Genomic DNA, 17,500 nt, shown 5'->3' on the forward strand with positions numbered 1-17,500 from the left:
CGAGGGCGGCGGTGTCATGCAGGCCCTCTACGAGCGACCGACGCTGGCCGTCACCTCGGCCCCCGCCGAGTCCCTTCCACGAACCTCTCAACAAGGCCCGCAATAAGGATGGTGCCCTAGTGACCGGCGAGACCATCGGCAGCGCTTCCGGTGACGACAACGACGACACGCTGGGCGGAGCCGGAGAATTCGTGGTCATCGACCGCTTGGTGGCCGGGCGCGTACAAGCCGATGTGGTGACGTTGGGCCCGGGCGATGACGCAGCAGTGGTGACCTCGGCCGACGGCCGCACGGTGGTCTCCACCGACATGCTGATCCAAGACCGCCATTTCCGGCTGGATTGGTCGACGCCGCACGACATCGGGCGCAAGGCGATCGCCCAGAACGCCGCTGATATCGAAGCGATGGGTGGCCGCAGCACCGCATTCGTGGTGGCGTTCGGGGCGCCGCCGGACACGCCGGTCGCCGCCGGAGCCGAATTGGCCGACGGCCTGTGGGATGAGGCGCGCCGGCTGGGTGCCAGCATCGCCGGGGGAGACCTGGTGAGCGCCCCGCAGTGGGTGATATCGGTCACGGTCCTCGGCGACCTCGGCGGGCGGGAACCGGTGTGCCGCAGCGATGCCCGGCCCGGTGACCTCGTCGCGGTGGTCGGTGAGCTGGGTCGTTCCGCGGCGGGATACGCGCTGCTGCTCGACGGCGTCGACGGGTTCCCCGAATTGCGGCAGCGGCACCTGACGCCGCAGCCGCCGTATGGGCAGGGGGCGCGGGCCGCCGATGCGGGTGCCACCTCGATGACCGACGTGTCCGACGGACTGCTCGCCGACCTGGGCCACATCGCTGCGGCCTCCGGGGTGCGCATCGACCTGGACCGCGGCTCTCTGGAGGGCGATCGGCAGGCGGTCGCCGAGGCCGCCGCGGCAGTGGGCGCCGACCCGTGGGCGTGGGTGCTCGGCGGTGGCGAGGACCACGCGCTGGTCGCGACGTTCCCGGGCGCTGCGCCACCAGGGTGGCGGGCCATCGGTCGAGTGGGTAAAGGTCCGGCCGCGGTGCTCGTCGACGGCGCGCCGTGGGCGGGGAGTGCGGGATGGCAGTCGTTTGACTGAGTGGTCAGGCTAAGTTGGCTTTCTGTGACTGCGGATGCGACAAGCAATTCAACGGGTGCACGTCCCCTGGATGAACTGGTCGAGGACGGCTGGGCCCGCGCACTCCAGCCGGTGGGCGCGCACGTCTCGAAGATGGGGGAGTTTCTGCGGGCTGAGCTCTCAGCGGGCCGACGTTATCTCCCTGCCGGTCAGAATATCCTGCGCGCCTTCACTTTTCCGTTCGACAAGGTGCGAGTGCTGATCGTCGGCCAGGATCCGTATCCGACACCGGGACATGCTGTCGGCCTCAGTTTCTCGGTCGGTGCCGACGTGCGCCCACTGCCGCGCAGTCTGTCGAACATCTTCACCGAGTACAGCGCGGATCTGGGTCATCCGCAGCCGGCCAACGGTGACCTCACTCCGTGGGCAGAACAAGGCGTGATGCTTCTCAACAGGGTGCTGACGGTGTCTCCGGGCACCCCGGCCTCCCACCGAGGCAAAGGCTGGGAAGCGGTGACCGAGTGTGCGATCCGGGCGCTGGTAGCCCGTGAGCAACCAATGGTTGCGGTGCTCTGGGGTCGCGACGCATCCACGCTGAAACCACTGTTGGCCGAGGGCGACTGCGCGACGATCGAATCGCCACATCCGTCGCCGTTGTCGGCTTCGCGCGGGTTCTTCGGCTCGCGCCCGTTCAGCCGTGCCAACGAGCTGTTGCAGCAGAAGGGTGTCGATCCGATCGACTGGCGGCTGCCCTGAGCGTCAGGGCATCGGTACTGCCGGCGGGGCCGGGATCGCCGGCGGCGCCGGGACCGGCGGGGGTGACGGGATACCCGGTGAAGGAATCTGTACGGTCACGTCACCGTCCCCTTCGGTCGGACCGGGCATCTCAGCCGGTGGCGATCCGGGGCCAGGCGATACCGGGGTCTCGATCACCGTGGTCTCGGTGTGAGTGGCCGGGCCTTCCGAGGTCACGGGTGCCTCGGTGGTCGTAGAGGTCTCCGAGGTGGTGGTATCTGTGTCGGAGGCGGTGCCGCCACACGCGGTCAGCATCAAGCCGACCGCGACGGCGGCAGCAAACGCATAGGGCGGTGTGTGTGATGCACGACATGGGGTCATGACGGCAGCACATACCCCGCCGTGACCGCTGATAAACAGGATGGTCGCGCACCGATCAGGCGCGCGACGTCAGCCGCGCGAGACCTTGCCGGCCTTGATGCAGGAGGTGCAGGCGTTCACGCGCTGCTTGTTGCCACCCGGACGCGCAACGGCACGCACCGACTGGATGTTCGGATCCCAGCGTCGGCTGGTCCGCCGATGCGAGTGCGACACCGACTTGCCGAAGCCCGGGGCCTTTCCGCAGATATCGCACACGGCAGCCATATCAACAACTCCTCGAATTCAGTCCTTGGGGGTCTGGGCCCGCTCGCCGCTAACGGCGGGGCTCAACCCGACAACCTGATCAGAATACCGGGAGGCCAGAGGATCGCCAAAACGGCCTGTGAACACGACTCCAGGTTGTCCACAGCTGACGGTGCTCTGATCAAGTGTGTCGCCGCAACTCGATAGGCTGGCGCCCACGGCGGTGACTGCGGGGGAACGGCCGCGCCATTCTGTGGGGATCTGATGGGGATTGGGAGGTCCGATGTCGGCTCGACGGCTGGACGGTCCCGCTCTGCGCGCCTGGGCCCACACTGCCGTCGATGATCTGATCGCCCACACCGACGAGATCAACCGGCTCAACGTCTTCCCGGTGGCCGATGCAGACACCGGGACAAACATGCTGTTCACGATGCGTTCGGCGTGGGCGCACGTCGACGCCGAACCGGTCGACGGGGACATCCCGGCCCTGGCCAGCGCGCTGGCGGCCGGGGCGTTGCAGGGGGCTCGCGGTAACTCCGGGGTGATCTTGTCGCAGATCCTGCTCGGCCTGGCCGAGGCGATCACCACCGGGGCGGCTCAGCGTGACGGTGATCTCTCCGTTGTGGACGCCGCGCTGCTGGCCGCGTCGCTGCGCCATGCCGCTGCCCTGGCCGGTGCGTCGATGGGCGAGCCGGTGCCGGGCACCATCGTGTCGGTGCTGGAGGCCGCGGCCGGGGCCGCCGAGCGATGCGCGGCCGAAGGTGGTGACGTCGCCGATGCGGCCGCGGCCGCCGGCGATGCCGCGGCGGCCGCGCTGGACCGCACCCCGGAGCAGCTCGACGTGCTGGCCAAGGCCGGCGTGGTCGATTCGGGCGGGCGCGGCCTGCTGGTCCTGCTCGACGCCATGACGGCCACGCTGGCGGGGCATGCGCCCACCCGGCCCGTCTACACACCGGCACCGCAGACTCCACTGGCCGCGACGGATCTTGCCGGCGCAGAGGCCCCACCCCAGTTCGAGGTCATGTACCTGCTGACGGGCTGCGGTGCGCCGGCCGTCGAGGGATTACGGGCCGCGCTCGAACAGATGGGTGAGTCCGTGGCGATCGCTGCGTCGGGCAGCGACCAGTACTCGGTGCACGTTCACCTCGACGATGCCGGGGCCGCGGTTGAGGCCGGGCTCGCGGTCGGGACGCTGAACCGTATCCAGATCACCGCCCTGACAGTGGGCCCGGGCCCCAGGTCGACCGGGGGCTGGGCCCGCGAGCGGGCCGTGCTGGCCGTCGTCGATGGGGACGGCGGCGTGGAATTGTTCGCCGGCGAGGGCGCACACGTGCTGCGGCCCGAGGCGGACGAGCCCATCAGCGCCCAGCAGTTGTTGCGTGCCCTGATCGATGTGGGGGCAGCCCAGGTCATGGTGCTGCCCAACGGCTATGTGGCCGCCGAGGAGTTGGTGGCCGGCTGCACGGCGGCGATCGGGCGGGGTATCGACGTCGTGCCGGTGCCGGCCGGGTCGATGGTGCAGGGGCTGGCGGCGCTGGCGGTGCACGACGGGAGCAGACAAGCCGTCGACGACGGGTACACCATGGCGCGGGCGGCCGCCGGCGCGCGGCACGGGACGGTCAGGCTCGCCAGCGAAGAGGCGTTGACGTGGGCGGGTGCCTGCAAGCCGGGCGACGGGCTGGGCATCGCCGGCGACGAGGTGTTGATCGTGGGGCCCGACATCACCACGGCTGCCGCCGGGTTGATCGATCTGCTGATGGTGGCCGGCGGAGAGCTGATCACGGTGCTGACCGGCGACGGTGTGGACGGCGCCGTGGGTGAGGCTCTGCAGGCCCACGTGCATCGCGAGCACCTCGGCGCAGAGCTGGTCACCTATCACACGGGCCACCGCGGCGACGCCCTGCTGATCGGGGTGGAGTAGTGGTCAGTCTCAGCGAGCGCCTCGAGTTCGTGATCGGAAAGAAGAACGCGGACAAGCTGAATGCGAATTTCGGCCTTCGCACGGTCAACGACCTGCTGCGGCACTACCCGCGAAAGTACAGCGACGGCATGGCGGTGCGTGAGGAGGGTGAGGCCCTCGATCTGGAGGAGGGCGAGCACGTCACGTTCATCGACGTGGTGACCAAAGCCGAGATCGGCGAGATGCGCTCGACCGTCCGAACCAAATCCGGTGGGACCAGACGGGCCAAGTATCTGCGGGTGGCACTGGGGGATCACCGGCCCGCGGTGACGGCCACGTTCTTCAATGCGGGCTGGATGGTGGACAAGGTGGAGAAGGGCACCCGCCTGATGCTCTCCGGTGAGGTCAAATACTTCCGCAACACCCTGCAGTTGAACCACCCGGCATTCCTGGTGCTCAATCCGCCACCAGGAAAGCAGATCGGCACCAAGTCGCTGACCACCATCGCGTCGGCGTCAGGAGCCAGCGGCGAGGACATGCTGGCCGAGTTCGAGCGTGACTTCTTCCCGATCTACCCGGCGTCGGCGAAGGTACAGAGTTGGGACATCTACGCGTGTGTGCGGCAGACGCTCGACATGCTCGATCCCATTCCCGATCCTCTTCCGGAAGACTTTGTCCGCCAACACAACCTGATATCCGAGGATGAGGCGTTGCGGGCGATCCACCTGGCGGAGAACTCGACCCAGCGTGACCGGGCCCGGGAGCGGCTGACCTTCGATGAGGCCATCGGCCTGCAGTGGGGATTGGTGGGCCGGCGCTACAGCGAGCTGAGCGAATCCGGCCCTGCTGCACCGCCGCTGGATCACGGGCTGGCCGCTGCCATGCGCAGCCGGATGCCTTTCGAGCTGACTGCCGGGCAATCCGAAGTGCTGGAGGTGATCTCGGGCGAGCTGGCGTCGACGCGGCCGATGAACCGGATGCTGCAGGGCGAGGTGGGTTCGGGTAAGACCATCGTGTCGGTGTTGGCGATGTTGCAGATGGTCGACGCGGGCTATCAGTGCGCTTTACTGGCGCCCACCGAAGTGCTTGCGGCCCAACATGCGCGCTCGATCCGTGACGTGCTTGGGCCGCTGGCGATGGCGGGGGAACTCGGCGGTGCCGAGACGGCAACCGGGGTCGCTCTGCTCACCGGGTCGATGACCGCACCGCAGAAGCGTGCGGTGCGTGCCCAGGTGGCGTCCGGGCAGGCCGGCATCGTCGTCGGTACGCACGCATTGCTGCAGGAGGCGGTCGAGTTCCACAACTTGGGCATGGCGGTCGTCGACGAACAGCATCGCTTCGGGGTTGAACAGCGGGACACGTTGCGCGCCAAGGCGCGTGATGGTCTGACTCCGCATCTTTTGGTGATGACGGCCACACCGATTCCGCGCACGGTGGCGCTCACGGTGTACGGCGACCTGGAGACCTCGACGTTGCGCGAGCTGCCGCGTGGCCGTCAACCCATCACCACCAACACCATTTTCATCTCTCAGAAGCCGACCTGGCTGGACCGGGCCTGGGCCAGGATCCGTGAGGAGGTGGGCGCCGGCCGGCAGGCCTATGTGGTGGCATCGCGCATCGACGAATCGGACAAGCCCGCCGACAAGAACGACAATCGCGGCGGCCCACCGCCCATCACAGTGGTCGACCTGTTCGACCGGTTGAGTGCGGGCCCGCTCTCGGGGTTGCGGCTCGGGCTCATGCACGGCCGGTTGTCCGGTGACGAGAAGGATGCGGTGATGGGCCTGTTCCGGGCCGGCGAGATCGATGTTCTGGTGTGTACCACCGTCATCGAGGTCGGTGTCGACGTGCCCAACGCGACCATGATGGTGGTGATGGACGCCGACCGTTTCGGCATCAGCCAGCTGCATCAGTTGCGCGGCCGGATCGGCCGCGGTCAGCATCCCAGCCTGTGCCTGCTGGCCACCAGGCTCCCGGAAACCTCCAAGGCCGGTGAGCGGATCAAGGCCGTGGCCGCGACACTGGACGGTTTCGCCCTGGCGGATCTCGACCTCGACGAGCGTCGCGAGGGAGATGTGTTGGGCCTCAACCAGTCCGGGCGCACCATCAACCTGCGCTTCCTGTCCCTACGCGATCATCTCGAAGTGATCCAGGAGGCCCGGGCATTCTGCGAGCGACGGTACGAGCAGAGCCCGCACGATCCCGGAATGGATCTGCTGGCAGCGCAATTCGTGAACACCGACCGCGTCGAGTACCTGGACAAGGCATGACCGGCTCGCGGGTGTGGTGGCTGGTGGCGGCCGTCGCACTCGCGGTGGTGGTCGCCGTCCAGGTGACCACTTCGACGCACGACGCCGCGCGATTCGCGGCTCAGGCGCAGCCACCCACCGTGGCGCCCGGCGTCGACCTGCTGGCCGGTGTGCTCCAGATTCCGGTTCGCGTCCGCGGCAACGACTATCGTCGCGCGGCGTTCGGCGAGTCCTGGGACGACGACAACAGCGCGCCCGGCGGGCACAACGGCTGCGACACCCGCAACGACATCCTCAACCGGGACCTCGTCGACAAGACGTCCGTCGCGATCAAGCGTTGCCCGGCCGCCGTGGCGACGGGCACTCTGCATGATCCCTACACGAACGCGGTGGTGTCGTTCGTCCGCGGCAATCAGACCGGTGCCTCGGTACAGATCGACCACATCGTGCCGTTGGCCTTGGCATGGGACCTCGGGGCCCGTGACTGGCCCGACGACCTGCGGTTGCGGTTCGCCAACGACCCGGCCAATCTCCTGGCCGTCGCGGGTAAAGCCAATCAGGACAAGGGCGATCAGGAACCCGCCCATTGGATGCCGCCGAACCGGGCGTTCTGGTGCCAATACGCGGTGCAGTTCGTCGAGGTACTGCGCGGGTACGCGCTGCCGGTCGACACGGCGTCGGCTGTGGTGCTGCGTGACGCCGCGGGTACCTGCCCCATGGGCTGAGAGTCCTCGGCGGTCACCGGTCATCCTCGTGGGCCCGTCACGAGGGCACGGACCCCGGCAAGGTGCTGAAGCGCGAACTTCGGGAACCATTCTGGTCAGCCCGATCGGCGGAGTGACACCGGTTTGGGGTGTTACCCCGTGAAGGTCGCCGGGTCCGGCCGGAACCGGGTGCCGTCATCGAGGCCGCTCAGGCTGTCCATCTGCTCGGCGCTCAGCTCGAAGCCGAACACGTCGAGGTTGGACGCGATCCGCTCCGGGTTGGTCGACCGGGAGATCACGATGTTGCCCAGCTGGATGCTCCAGCGGATCAGCACCTGCGCCGGGGTTTTGCCGTGCGCCTCGGCGATGGCCGTGACCGCCGGGTTGTCGAGCAGATTGCCGACGCCGAGCGGGCTGTAGGCCTGTGTGACGACGTTGTACCGGGCGTTCGCTGCCCGCCAGTCACTCTGGTTCAGCAACGGGTGCAGCTCGATCTGATTGACCGCGGGCGCCGTGAACGTCAGGTCGACGATCGTCGAGAGGTTCTCCGGGCTGAAATTGGACACCCCGGTGGAGCGGGCCAGCCCCTCCTGCTTGAGCGCCATCAGCCCACCCCAGCTGTCGACGTACTTGCCGACGTCGTTGCCGGGCCAATGGATCAGATACAGGTCGACGTAGTCCAGGCCCAGCCGCTCCAGGCTGGCCCGTCCGGCGTTCTGTGAGGACTGGAAGCCGTGGTCGGTGATGGCCAGTTTGGTGGTGACCGAGATGTCTTCGCGGGGAATGCCCGAGGCCGCGATGGCGCGCCCGACGCCGGCTTCGTTGTCATAGGCAGCTGCCGTGTCGATCAACCGGTGGCCCGCCTCCAGTGCCGCGGACACCACGCGCTCTGCCTCAGAATCCGAGAGGCCGCCGACGCCGAGGCCGACCACGGGGATCGTGCGGTCGTCGTTGAGCGTGACGGTGGGAATCGCAGCCCCGTCCGAGGAGGTCATGTCACCTATCCTGTGAAGTTGAAGGTTCGCGGATCGGGACCCAGGCGGGTGTCCGTCTTCAACGTGGCGATGGCCGCCATGTCCGTTTCGTCCAGATCGAAATCGAACACGTCGAAATTGCTGACGATCCGCTCGGGGTTTACCGACTTGGGGATGACGATATTACCCAGATGGATATGCCACCTAATCAGTACCTGTGCGGCGGTTTTACCATGCCGTTCGGCGATCCCGGTGATCACCGGATCGGTCAGCAGCGCGCCCTGGCCGAGCGGGCTCCAGGCCTCGGTGGCGATGCCCAGTCTGGCGTGCACCTCACGAAGTTCTTGTTGCGGTAGCAGTGGGTGCAATTCGACCTGATTGACTGCGGGCACGATGCCGGTCGAGTCGATGAGCACCTCGAGGTGTTCGGGTTCGAAGTTGCTCACTCCGATCGACCGGACCCGGCCCTGATCGTGCAGGTGCGCGAACGCCTTGAACGTGTCGACAAATGCGTTGTTGGCCGGCATCGGCCAGTGGATCAGATAAAGGTCGAGATAGTCGACGCCGAGCCGGTCCTGGCTGGCGTCGAACGCAGCCAGCGTGGACTCATATCCCTGGTCGCTGTTCCACAGCTTGGTCACCAGGAACACTTCGTCGCGGGGGACCCCGGAGTCGACCAGGCCGCGGCCGGTCTCGGCCTCGTTGCGGTAGGCGGCCGCGGTGTCGATGTGCCGATAGCCTGCCTGCAGAGCCGCGCTCACTGCACGTTCGGTTTCTTCGGCGGGGGTCTGCCAAACCCCCAATCCGACTTGCGGTATCGAATTACCGTCGTTGAGCGTGACACGAGGACTCACAGAGGGAGCAGCCATGACTGAAAGTCTGCCAGGCGGACCAGTCGGAGGCAGACGTGACGGTCATGGCCGGGATGCGGTCAAACAGGTGGTGCTGGAACGGGCGACCGGGTTCACCTTGGCGGCGATTCCGCGGATCCCGGATCGGCTCAAGAGACTGTTGCTGGGTGGGCGTTCGGTCACGGTCGACGGCAACACCCTGGACACGACGCTGCAGTTCACCCTGGCCGCCCAACATGCGGCCGGAGTCGGCGGATTGGTTGCCGATTACAGCCCGGAATCCGGTGTCGCCGTATCTCGCGCGGCGTTGGCGGTGACGGCGGGCATGATGAAGGCCCGGATCCGTGCGGACGTGACCGATATTTCCATCCCGGGGCCGGCTGGACCGATGTCGGCGCGACGGTACGTCCCCGACGGCAGCGGGTCCCCGGCGCTCCCGGCGCTGCTGCTGTACTTCCACGGCGGTGGCTTCGTGATCGGTGACCTCGACACCCACGACAGCCTGTGCCGGCTGATCTGCCGGGACGGCGGAATCCAGGTGATCTCCGTCGACTATCGGCTCGCGCCCGAGCACAAGGCGCCCGCTGCCGTCGACGACGCTTACGCGGCGTACCAATGGGCACTCGACCATGCTGCCGGCCTGGGGGCCACCCGCATCGTCGTCGGGGGAGACAGTGCCGGGGGCAACCTGGCAGCCGTGGTGGCGCAGCAGGCCCGCGACTCCGAACTGCCGTTGCCGGCATTGCAGCTGCTGCTCTATCCGGTCACCGACCTGTCGAGCGACACGCGATCCAAGACATTGTTCGCCGACGGCTATTTCCTGGGTAAGCGCGACATGGACTGGTTTGCCGGGCATTACCTCGACGGCGCCGAGGTGTCGGCGCAGGATCCGCTGGTTTCGCCGCTGCTCAGCGAGGATCTGTCCGGCTTGCCTCCGGCACTGGTAGTCACCGCGGGATTCGATCCGTTGCGGGACGAGGGCAACCGATATGCCCGGGCGCTGCGCGAGGCCGGGGTGGTGGTCGACCTTCGCGAGGAGCGCTCCATGATCCACGCGTTCGCCAACTTCTTTCCGCTGGGTGGCGGCAGCGCCACCGCCACGGGCGCGATGATCTCCGCGCTGCGCGCACATCTCAGCCACGCCGAAAGTTGACCGGTCGGCGCCGGTACGCTGGTCGACGTGGCCAAACCGAAGAAGACCGCGAAGTACGACCTCAAGGCGGCTGACCGCAAGCGCAACCGGTGGGTTCAGATCGGACTGACAGCCGTTGTGGTGCTGTTTGCCGTCGGCCTGGTGCTCTACATCGTGACCACCGGCCACAAGCGGCCGGCCGCGGGGGAAGCCCGGGCCGTGCACGTGGCCGCGCCCAACGTGATCACCAAGGAGGGCACCACCGAGCCCAAGGTCACGCTGAGCCTCTTCGAGGATTTCCTGTGCCCGGCCTGCGGCAATCTGGAGCAGCAGTTCGGCCCGACCATCAACAAGCTCATCGACACCGGCGCGGTCGCCGTCGACTACCACATGGTGGCGATCCTGGACAGGGCCGGCAACGGTTACTCGTCGCGGGCCGGCGGCGCCGCGTACTGCATCGCCGACGAGTCCGTCGAAGCATTCCGCCGTTTCCATTCCGCTCTCTTCACGCCCGGTATCCAGCCGGAGGAGGGCGGCGGGGTCTACCCCGACAACGCCCGGATCATCGAGCTCGCCCGCCAGGCCGGTGCCGCAGGTGAGGTACCCGATTGCATCACCAAGGGCCGGTACGTCGAGATGGTGCAGGGCATGGCGGCCGCCACCGGAATCCGCTCGACCCCGTCCGTCCGGTTCAACGGCGAGGACTACGACCCGAGCACCCCTGACGCGCTGATCGCGAAGGTCAAGGAAGTCGTCGGTGACCTACCCGCGCTGAAGGGCCCGGCCCCCGGCCCCGCCGCACCCGCTGCGCCTGCCCCTGGGGCTCCGGCCGCACCGGCAGCTCCCGCACCGGCAGCTCCCGCTCCCGCGCCTGCCGCCCCATGACTGACACCGCCGCTGAGCTCGATGAGCTCGGGACCGAGGAGTCCCGGGGCGTAGCGGTGGGCAGGGCCAGTGCCATCTGGGTGCTCATCGCAGGTGTCCTCGGCCTGGCCGCGGCGCTGGCACTCACGGTCGAGAAGATCGAGCTGCTGATCGATCCGGCTTACGTCCCGACCTGCAGCATCAACCCGGTGATCTCCTGCGGGTCGGTGATGACCACCCCGCAAGCATCGGTCTTCGGATTCCCGAATTCGCTGATCGGGGTGGTCGCGTTCACGCTCACCCTGGTCACCGGCGTGCTGGCGGTGGCGGGTGTCCGGCTGCCGCGCTGGTACTGGGCCGGGTTTGCCGCCGGAACCCTGCTCGGTGCCGTCTTGGTGCACTGGCTGATCTTCCAGAGCCTCTACCGCATCGGCGCCCTGTGCCCGTACTGCATGGTGGTGTGGTCGGTGACCATCCCGCTGCTGGTGGTCACGAGCTCCATCGCGCTGCGGCCGCTGCACACCAATGCGGTCGCCCGGGCGGTCTACCAGTGGCGCTGGTCGCTCGTGGCGTTCTGGTTCACCTCACTTGTGCTGTTGATCTTGGTGCGTTTCTGGGAATACTGGTCAACGCTGCTGTAACACTTCCGAAATAACTTGTCGGTTAGGTCTACCCGTGATTTCCAAACTGCTAGTCGCCAATCGTGGCGAGATCGCGATCCGCGCGTTCCGTGCTGCTTATGAGATGGGTATCGCGACGGTGGCGGTGTATCCGTATGAGGATCGCAATTCGCTGCACCGGTTGAAGGCCGACGAGTCGTATCAGATCGGTGAGATCGGTCATCCGGTACGGGCATACCTGTCGGTGGAAGAGATCATCAGGGTGGCCAAGCATTCCGGTGCGGATGCGGTCTATCCGGGATACGGGTTCTTGTCGGAGAACCCGGAACTGGCCTCGGCGTGTGCAGAGGCGGGCATCACGTTTGTGGGGCCTTCGGCGCAGGTTTTGGAATTGACCGGCAACAAGGCACGGGCGATCGCGGCGGCGAAGGCCGCGGGACTGCCGGTGCTCGCGTCCTCGGCGCCGTCGTCGTCGGTGGACGAATTGGTCGCCGCGGCACGGGATATGACGTTCCCGCTGTTCGTCAAGGCGGTGTCCGGTGGTGGTGGGCGCGGTATGCGTCGCGTCACCGACCCCGAGGCGCTGCCCGAGGCGGTGGAGGCGGCCTCGCGGGAGGCGGAGTCGGCCTTCGGTGATCCCGCGGTGTATCTGGAGCAGGCCGTCATCAACCCGCGCCACATCGAGGTGCAGATCCTCGCCGATACGCAGGGCAACGTGATGCACCTGTTCGAGCGGGATTGCAGCGTGCAGCGGCGGCACCAGAAGGTGATCGAGCTGGCGCCGGCACCGAATCTGGATCCTGGTTTGCGCGAACAGATTTGCGCGGATGCGGTGGCTCTGGCCCGACAGATCGGCTACAGCTGCGCGGGCACCATCGAGTTCCTGCTCGACGAGCGCGGCCATCACGTGTTCATCGAGTGCAATCCACGTATCCAGGTGGAGCACACGGTGACCGAGGAGATCACCGACGTGGACCTGGTTGGCTCGCAGTTGCGCATCGCGGCCGGGGAGAGCCTGGCCGATCTGGGCTTGAGCCAGGACTCGTTGGTGATCCGCGGGGCCGCGATGCAGTGTCGGATCACGACCGAGGATCCGGCCAATGGGTTCCGGCCGGATACCGGGCGGATCACCGCCTACCGGTCGCCCGGCGGTGCGGGTATCCGCTTGGACGGTGGCTCGAACCTGGGTGCCGAGATCTCGGCGCATTTCGATTCGATGCTGGTCAAGCTGACCTGCCGCGGGCGGGACTTCTCCACCGCGGTCTCGCGTGCCCGGCGGGCGCTGGCCGAGTTCCGGATTCGCGGTGTGTCGACGAACATCCCGTTTTTGCAGGCGGTGATCGACGATCCGGATTTCCGTGCCGGACGGATCACCACTTCGTTCATCGACGATCGCCCGCAGTTGCTGACCGCGCACACCCCGGCCGACCGCGGCACCAAGATCTTGAACTACCTGGCTGATGTCACGGTGAACAAGCCCAACGGCGAGCGACCGACGGGGGTGTACCCGCAGGACAAGCTGCCTGCGCTGGACCTGTCGACGGTGCCTGCGGCGGGCTCCAAGCAGCGCCTGGTTGAGTTGGGGCCCGAAGGGTTCGCACGTTGGATGCGCGATTCCAAGGCGGTCGGCGTTACCGATACGACGTTCCGCGATGCCCATCAGTCACTGCTGGCCACGCGGCTGCGGTCCACCGGGCTGCTGAAGGTGGCACCGTATGTGTCGCGGATGATGCCGCAGCTGCTGTCCATCGAATGTTGGGGCGGGGCGACTTACGATGTGGCGCTTCGGTTCTTGAAGGAAGACCCGTGGGAGCGCCTGGCTGCGCTGCGTGAGGCCATACCCAACATCTGCCTGCAGATGCTGTTGCGGGGCCGCAACACGGTGGGCTACACGCCCTATCCGGAACTGGTGACCCAGGCGTTCGTGGAAGAAGCAGCGGCCACCGGCATTGACATCTTCCGGATCTTCGACGCGCTCAACAATGTCGAATCCATGCGTCCGGCGATCGACGCGGTGCGCGAAACCGGCACGGCGATCGCCGAAGTCGCGATGTCCTACACCGGAGACCTGTCGGACCCGGCGGAGAATCTGTACACGCTGGACTACTACCTCAAGTTGGCCGAGCAGATCGTCGACGCGGGCGCGCATGTGCTCGCGATCAAGGACATGGCCGGGTTGTTGCGCCCGCAGTCGGCACATCTGTTGGTGAGCGCGTTGCGGTCTCGCTTCGATCTGCCGGTGCACGTGCACACCCATGACACCCCGGGTGGGCAGTTGGCCACGTATCTGGCGGCCTGGCAGGCCGGTGCGTCTGCGGTCGACGGTGCGGCGGCGCCGCTGGCCGGCACTACCAGTCAGCCGGCCTTGTCCTCGATCGTGGCCGCGGCCGCCCATACCGAGTACGACACCGGGTTGTCGCTGGGCGCGGTGTGCGATCTGGAGCCGTACTGGGAGGCGCTGCGAAAGGTGTACGCGCCGTTCGAGTCCGGCCTTCCTTCTCCGACGGGACGGGTCTACACCCACGAGATCCCCGGTGGGCAGTTGAGCAATCTGCGCCAGCAGGCCATCGCGCTGGGGTTCGGGGACCGGTTCGAGGACATCGAAGCCAATTACGCTGCGGCCGACCGGATGTTGGGTCGGCTGGTGAAGGTGACCCCGTCGAGCAAGGTGGTCGGGGATCTGGCACTGGCGCTGTTGGGCGCCGGTGTGAGCGCGCAGGAGTTTGCCGCCGACCCGGCCCGCTACGACATCCCCGACAGCGTGATCGGTTTCCTGCGCGGCGAACTCGGTGACCCACCGGGCGGATGGCCGGAGCCGTTGCGGACCAAGGCTCTCGAAGGGCGGGGTCCGGCCAGGCCGATCCAGGAACTCTCGGTCGAGGACGAAGCGTTGTTGGCTGCGCCCGGTCCCAAGCGTCAGGCGGCGTTGAACCGGTTGTTGTTCCCGGGGCCGACCAAGGAGTTCGAGGCGCACCGCGAGGAGTACGGGGACACCTCTGGTCTGAGCGCCAACCAGTTCTTCTACGGTCTGCGTTACGGCGAGGAGCATCGGGTCGAGCTCGAGCGCGGTGTGCAGTTGCTGATCGGTCTGGAAGCGATCTCGGATGCCGACGAACGCGGTATGCGCACGGTGATGTGCATCCTCAACGGGCAACTTCGTCCGATCACGGTGCGCGACCGCAGCATCGCCAGTGAGGTCCCGGCCGCCGAGAAGGCCGACCGCAACAACCCGGATCATGTCGCGGCCCCGTTCGCCGGTGTGGTCACCGTCGGCGTCGCCGCCGGTGACACGGTGGAGGCCGGCGCGACCATTGCCACCATCGAGGCGATGAAGATGGAAGCCGCGATCACCGCGCCCAGGGCCGGCACTGTCGAACGCGTCGCGGTAGCTGCCACGGCCCAGGTCGAAGGCGGTGACCTCCTGGTGGTGGTCGGTTCGGCGGGCAGGAGCGAAGCGACCGGGGGATCAATCTGACCCGCATCATCGCCGGCGCGTACGGGGGCCGTCGGATTGCGGTGCCGCGCAGCGGTACCCGGCCTACTTCCGATCGGGTCAGGGAGGCCGTGTTCAATGCGTTGACGGCGCGGCTGGACTTCGCCGGATTGGCTGTGCTGGATCTGTACGCAGGTTCGGGAGCGCTTGGCCTGGAAGCGCTTTCGCGGGGCGCAACGTCGGCCACTTTTGTCGAGTCGGATGCGCGGGCGGCCACGGTCATCGCCGAGAACATCGCCGCTCTCGGCGTCCGCCACGCCACGGTACGCCGGGGCAGTGTCGACACGGTATTGGCCGGCGGTGCGACGCGGCCGGTGGATCTGGTGTTCGCCGACCCGCCTTATGACCTGGATGACGCCGCAGTCGATGCGATGCTCGCGGCGTTGGCCGGTACCGGATGGGTGGCCGCGGGCACCCTCGTGCTGGTCGAGCGACGCGCGTCGAGCCGGCCGGCGAGTTGGCCGACGGGCTGGGATGAGCTGAGCACCCGGCGCTACGGCGACACTCGCGTCGAGCTCGCCGAAGTGGGCTAGCGGAGCGGCTGATTCGGCGGCCTGTAGCGTCGTCACCCATGAGTGGCGCGGTATGCCCCGGTTCCTTCGACCCGGTGACCCTTGGCCATGTGGACATCTTCGAGCGCGCGGCTGCGCAGTTCGACGAAGTCGTGGTCGCGGTTCTGGTGAATCCCAACAAGAAGGGCATGTTCGATCTCGACGAGCGTATGGCGATGATCGCCGAGTCGACGGCGCACCTGCCGAATCTGAGGGTCGAGTCGGGGCAGGGCCTGGTGGTCGACTTCGTCAAGGCCCGTGGGCTGACCGCGATCGTCAAGGGCCTGCGCACCGGCACCGACTTCGAGTACGAGCTGCAGATGGCGCAGATGAACAAGCACGTGGCCGGTGTCGACACGTTCTTCGTCGCGACCACGCCGCAGTATTCGTTCGTGTCGTCGTCGTTGGCCAAGGAGGTTGCCTCCCTGGGCGGTGACGTGTCTGCACTGCTTCCCGAGCCGGTCAACCGCCGGTTGCGGGAGAAGCTCGGGGGTTAGCTCCGCGAAGGAGCAGCTGTCCAAGCTGGAGAGCATGGACGTCGACTCGGATGAGTTCATCACCGAACTCGCCAAGTTCCGCGACGCCGTGATCGACCACGCCGAGCACGAAGAACACGAAGAGTTCGACAAGCTACATCGCAAGCTCGACGCCGACGATCTCGAACGGATGGTCAAGTCCGTTCAGGCCGCCGAGGCGATCGCGCCCACCCGCCCGCACCCCGGGGTGGAATCGGCTGCGCTGAATTTCGCGGTCGGACCGTTCGCCTCGATGCTCGATCGGGCACGCGATCTGATCGGCGCCGCGCTGCGGTGAATTTGCCCAAACGACCGGCCGATGGCGGGATGACGCCGCTCACAGCCGGCGACGGCCGGGGCGACACACCGTTTGCGCTCCCCAGTCACAGGCGTAACACCAGGCACACTAGTCACTAACAACGACGACCTGGAGGGTTTTGCCGTGTACCGAGTTTTTGAAGCGCTCGACGAGCTCGGCGCGATCGTCGAAGAAGCGCGCGGCGTGCCGATGACCGCCGGTTGCGTGGTCCCGCGAGGGGACGTCCTCGAGTTGATCGATGACATCAAGGACGCCATTCCGGGCGAGCTCGACGACGCGCAGGACGTCCTCGATGCACGTGACTCGCTGTTGCGCGAGGCCAAGGAACACTGCGAGTCGGTGATGTCCAAGTCCAACGCGGACGCCGACGGCATGCTCAACCACGCCAGGAGTGAGGCCGACCGGCTTTTGGCCGATGCCAAGGCCCAGGCCGATCGGATGGTCGCCGAGGCGCGCCAGCACAGTGAGCGCATGGTCGGTGAGGCGCGCGAAGAGGCGGCGCGGCAGGCGGCGGTGGCGAAGCGCGAGTACGACGCCAGCACGGGCCGGGCGAAGGCCGAAGCCGACCGCCTGATCGAGAACGGCAACCTGTCCTACGAGAAGGCTGTCCAGGAGGGCATCAAGGAGCAGCAGCGCCTCGTGTCGCAGACCGAGATCGTCGCGACGGCGACCGCTGAGGCCACCCGCCTCATCGACGCGGCGCACGCCGAAGCCGACCGGTTGCGCGGGGAGTGCGACATCTACGTCGACAGCAAACTGGCGGAGTTCGAGGAGTTCCTCAACGGCACGTTGCGCTCTGTTGGCCGCGGACGTCACCAGCTGCGCACGACCGCGGGTACACACGATTACGCCACCCGCTGACGGCAGGCGGTGTCGGCGCGCTACTG

Annotated in this window: 16 protein-coding genes and 1 pseudogene; 13 read left to right on the forward strand and 4 right to left on the reverse strand. The window is 67.3% G+C overall.

Features of this window, described 5'->3' with window-relative positions; translation table 11 throughout:
- The first annotated feature begins 119 nt into the window (after positions 1-119).
- Together BKG60_RS12020 and BKG60_RS12025 are read left to right on the forward strand one after the other, a co-directional pair.
- Complete coding sequence (locus tag BKG60_RS12020) at positions 120-1,103, forward strand: thiamine-phosphate kinase (protein WP_120764898.1); 984 nt, start codon at positions 120-122, stop codon at positions 1,101-1,103.
- A 24-nt stretch (positions 1,104-1,127) separates the two neighbouring features.
- Positions 1,128-1,838 carry a uracil-DNA glycosylase gene (locus tag BKG60_RS12025; RefSeq protein ID WP_070188968.1) on the forward strand — a complete coding sequence of 237 codons (711 nt, stop codon included), beginning with the start codon at positions 1,128-1,130 and terminating at the stop codon, positions 1,836-1,838.
- Between the two features lie 3 nt (positions 1,839-1,841).
- Here the strand turns inward: BKG60_RS12025 and BKG60_RS12030 are convergent, their stop codons facing one another.
- Positions 1,842-2,198, reverse strand: a complete 357-nt coding sequence (locus tag BKG60_RS12030; protein WP_131823174.1) for a hypothetical protein — start codon at positions 2,196-2,198, stop codon at positions 1,842-1,844.
- Positions 2,199-2,267: 69 nt separating this feature from the next.
- A complete protein-coding gene (gene rpmB / locus BKG60_RS12035; protein ID WP_003881125.1) occupies positions 2,268-2,462 on the reverse strand; it encodes a 50S ribosomal protein L28 in 195 nt (64 codons plus the stop codon).
- 262 nt (positions 2,463-2,724) lie between these two features.
- Between rpmB and BKG60_RS12040 the strand changes: the two genes are divergently transcribed.
- The 3 genes from BKG60_RS12040 to BKG60_RS12050 are packed head-to-tail and all read left to right on the forward strand — an operon-like array spanning position 2,725 to position 7,315.
- Positions 2,725-4,362 (forward strand): DAK2 domain-containing protein, encoded by a 1,638-nt coding sequence (locus tag BKG60_RS12040; RefSeq protein ID WP_070945272.1) that lies wholly within the window; start codon positions 2,725-2,727, stop codon positions 4,360-4,362.
- Positions 4,362-6,611 carry an ATP-dependent DNA helicase RecG gene (gene recG, locus BKG60_RS12045; RefSeq protein WP_075909650.1) on the forward strand — a complete coding sequence of 750 codons (2,250 nt, stop codon included), beginning with the start codon at positions 4,362-4,364 and terminating at the stop codon, positions 6,609-6,611. Before BKG60_RS12040 ends, recG begins: the two co-directional genes overlap by 1 nt.
- Positions 6,608-7,315, forward strand: coding sequence for an HNH endonuclease family protein (locus tag BKG60_RS12050; RefSeq protein ID WP_075909651.1), 708 nt, complete (start codon positions 6,608-6,610; stop codon positions 7,313-7,315). The genes recG and BKG60_RS12050 overlap by 4 nt, the downstream gene beginning before the upstream one ends.
- A gap of 131 nt (positions 7,316-7,446) precedes the next feature.
- On the opposite strand, the gene BKG60_RS12055 is transcribed toward BKG60_RS12050, so the two are convergent.
- Both BKG60_RS12055 and BKG60_RS12060 read right to left on the reverse strand, forming a co-directional pair.
- Positions 7,447-8,289, reverse strand: a complete 843-nt coding sequence (locus BKG60_RS12055) for an aldo/keto reductase (protein WP_075909652.1) — start codon at positions 8,287-8,289, stop codon at positions 7,447-7,449.
- 5 nt (positions 8,290-8,294) lie between these two features.
- Positions 8,295-9,122: an aldo/keto reductase gene (locus BKG60_RS12060; RefSeq protein WP_075909653.1), complete on the reverse strand. Its 828-nt coding sequence runs from the start codon at positions 9,120-9,122 to the stop codon at positions 8,295-8,297.
- A gap of 13 nt (positions 9,123-9,135) precedes the next feature.
- Here BKG60_RS12060 and BKG60_RS12065 point away from each other — a divergent pair, with 13 nt between their 5' ends.
- The 8 genes and pseudogenes from BKG60_RS12065 (at position 9,136) to sepIVA (ending at position 17,474) form a co-directional block, all read left to right on the forward strand.
- Positions 9,136-10,272, forward strand: a complete 1,137-nt coding sequence (locus BKG60_RS12065) for an alpha/beta hydrolase (RefSeq protein ID WP_171054957.1) — start codon at positions 9,136-9,138, stop codon at positions 10,270-10,272.
- A gap of 27 nt (positions 10,273-10,299) precedes the next feature.
- A complete protein-coding gene (locus tag BKG60_RS12070; RefSeq protein WP_075909655.1) occupies positions 10,300-11,136 on the forward strand; it encodes a DsbA family protein in 837 nt (278 codons plus the stop codon).
- Entirely contained in the window at positions 11,133-11,756 is a 624-nt protein-coding gene (locus BKG60_RS12075; RefSeq protein ID WP_070945279.1) for a vitamin K epoxide reductase family protein, read from the forward strand. The genes BKG60_RS12070 and BKG60_RS12075 overlap by 4 nt, the downstream gene beginning before the upstream one ends.
- A gap of 34 nt (positions 11,757-11,790) precedes the next feature.
- On the forward strand, positions 11,791-15,210 hold the full coding sequence (locus tag BKG60_RS12080; protein WP_070187869.1) for a pyruvate carboxylase: 3,420 nt from the start codon (positions 11,791-11,793) through the stop codon (positions 15,208-15,210).
- Positions 15,207-15,761 carry a 16S rRNA (guanine(966)-N(2))-methyltransferase RsmD gene (rsmD, locus tag BKG60_RS12085; RefSeq protein ID WP_075909656.1) on the forward strand — a complete coding sequence of 185 codons (555 nt, stop codon included), beginning with the start codon at positions 15,207-15,209 and terminating at the stop codon, positions 15,759-15,761. Before BKG60_RS12080 ends, rsmD begins: the two co-directional genes overlap by 4 nt.
- A 38-nt stretch (positions 15,762-15,799) precedes the next feature.
- Positions 15,800-16,276, forward strand: coding sequence for a pantetheine-phosphate adenylyltransferase (gene coaD / locus BKG60_RS12090; protein ID WP_070187871.1), 477 nt, complete (start codon positions 15,800-15,802; stop codon positions 16,274-16,276).
- A gap of 4 nt (positions 16,277-16,280) precedes the next feature.
- Positions 16,281-16,592: pseudogene (locus BKG60_RS12095) on the forward strand (hemerythrin domain-containing protein); the annotation flags it as partial.
- Positions 16,593-16,736: 144 nt separating this feature from the next.
- Positions 16,737-17,474: a cell division protein SepIVA gene (gene sepIVA / locus BKG60_RS12100; protein WP_070187873.1), complete on the forward strand. Its 738-nt coding sequence runs from the start codon at positions 16,737-16,739 to the stop codon at positions 17,472-17,474.
- The last annotated feature ends 26 nt before the right edge of the window (positions 17,475-17,500 follow it).

This window comes from Mycobacterium syngnathidarum (assembly GCF_001942625.1).
Taxonomy (GTDB): Bacteria; Actinomycetota; Actinomycetes; order Mycobacteriales; family Mycobacteriaceae; genus Mycobacterium; species Mycobacterium syngnathidarum.

Bases quoted from the DNA above. Each gene is read 5' to 3' on its own strand.
- BKG60_RS12030 (WP_131823174.1), bottom strand. From the start codon at position 2,198: ATGACCCCATGTCGTGCATCACACACACCGCCCTATGCGTTTGCTGCC.
- BKG60_RS12065 (WP_171054957.1), top strand. From the start codon at position 9,136: ATGACTGAAAGTCTGCCAGGCGGACCAGTCGGAGGCAGACGTGACGGT.
- coaD (WP_070187871.1), top strand. From the start codon at position 15,800: ATGAGTGGCGCGGTATGCCCCGGTTCCTTCGACCCGGTGACCCTTGGC.
- BKG60_RS12040 (WP_070945272.1), top strand. From the start codon at position 2,725: ATGTCGGCTCGACGGCTGGACGGTCCCGCTCTGCGCGCCTGGGCCCAC.
- BKG60_RS12050 (WP_075909651.1), top strand. From the start codon at position 6,608: ATGACCGGCTCGCGGGTGTGGTGGCTGGTGGCGGCCGTCGCACTCGCG.
- BKG60_RS12075 (WP_070945279.1), top strand. From the start codon at position 11,133: ATGACTGACACCGCCGCTGAGCTCGATGAGCTCGGGACCGAGGAGTCC.
- rpmB (WP_003881125.1), bottom strand. From the start codon at position 2,462: ATGGCTGCCGTGTGCGATATCTGCGGAAAGGCCCCGGGCTTCGGCAAG.
- BKG60_RS12055 (WP_075909652.1), bottom strand. From the start codon at position 8,289: ATGACCTCCTCGGACGGGGCTGCGATTCCCACCGTCACGCTCAACGAC.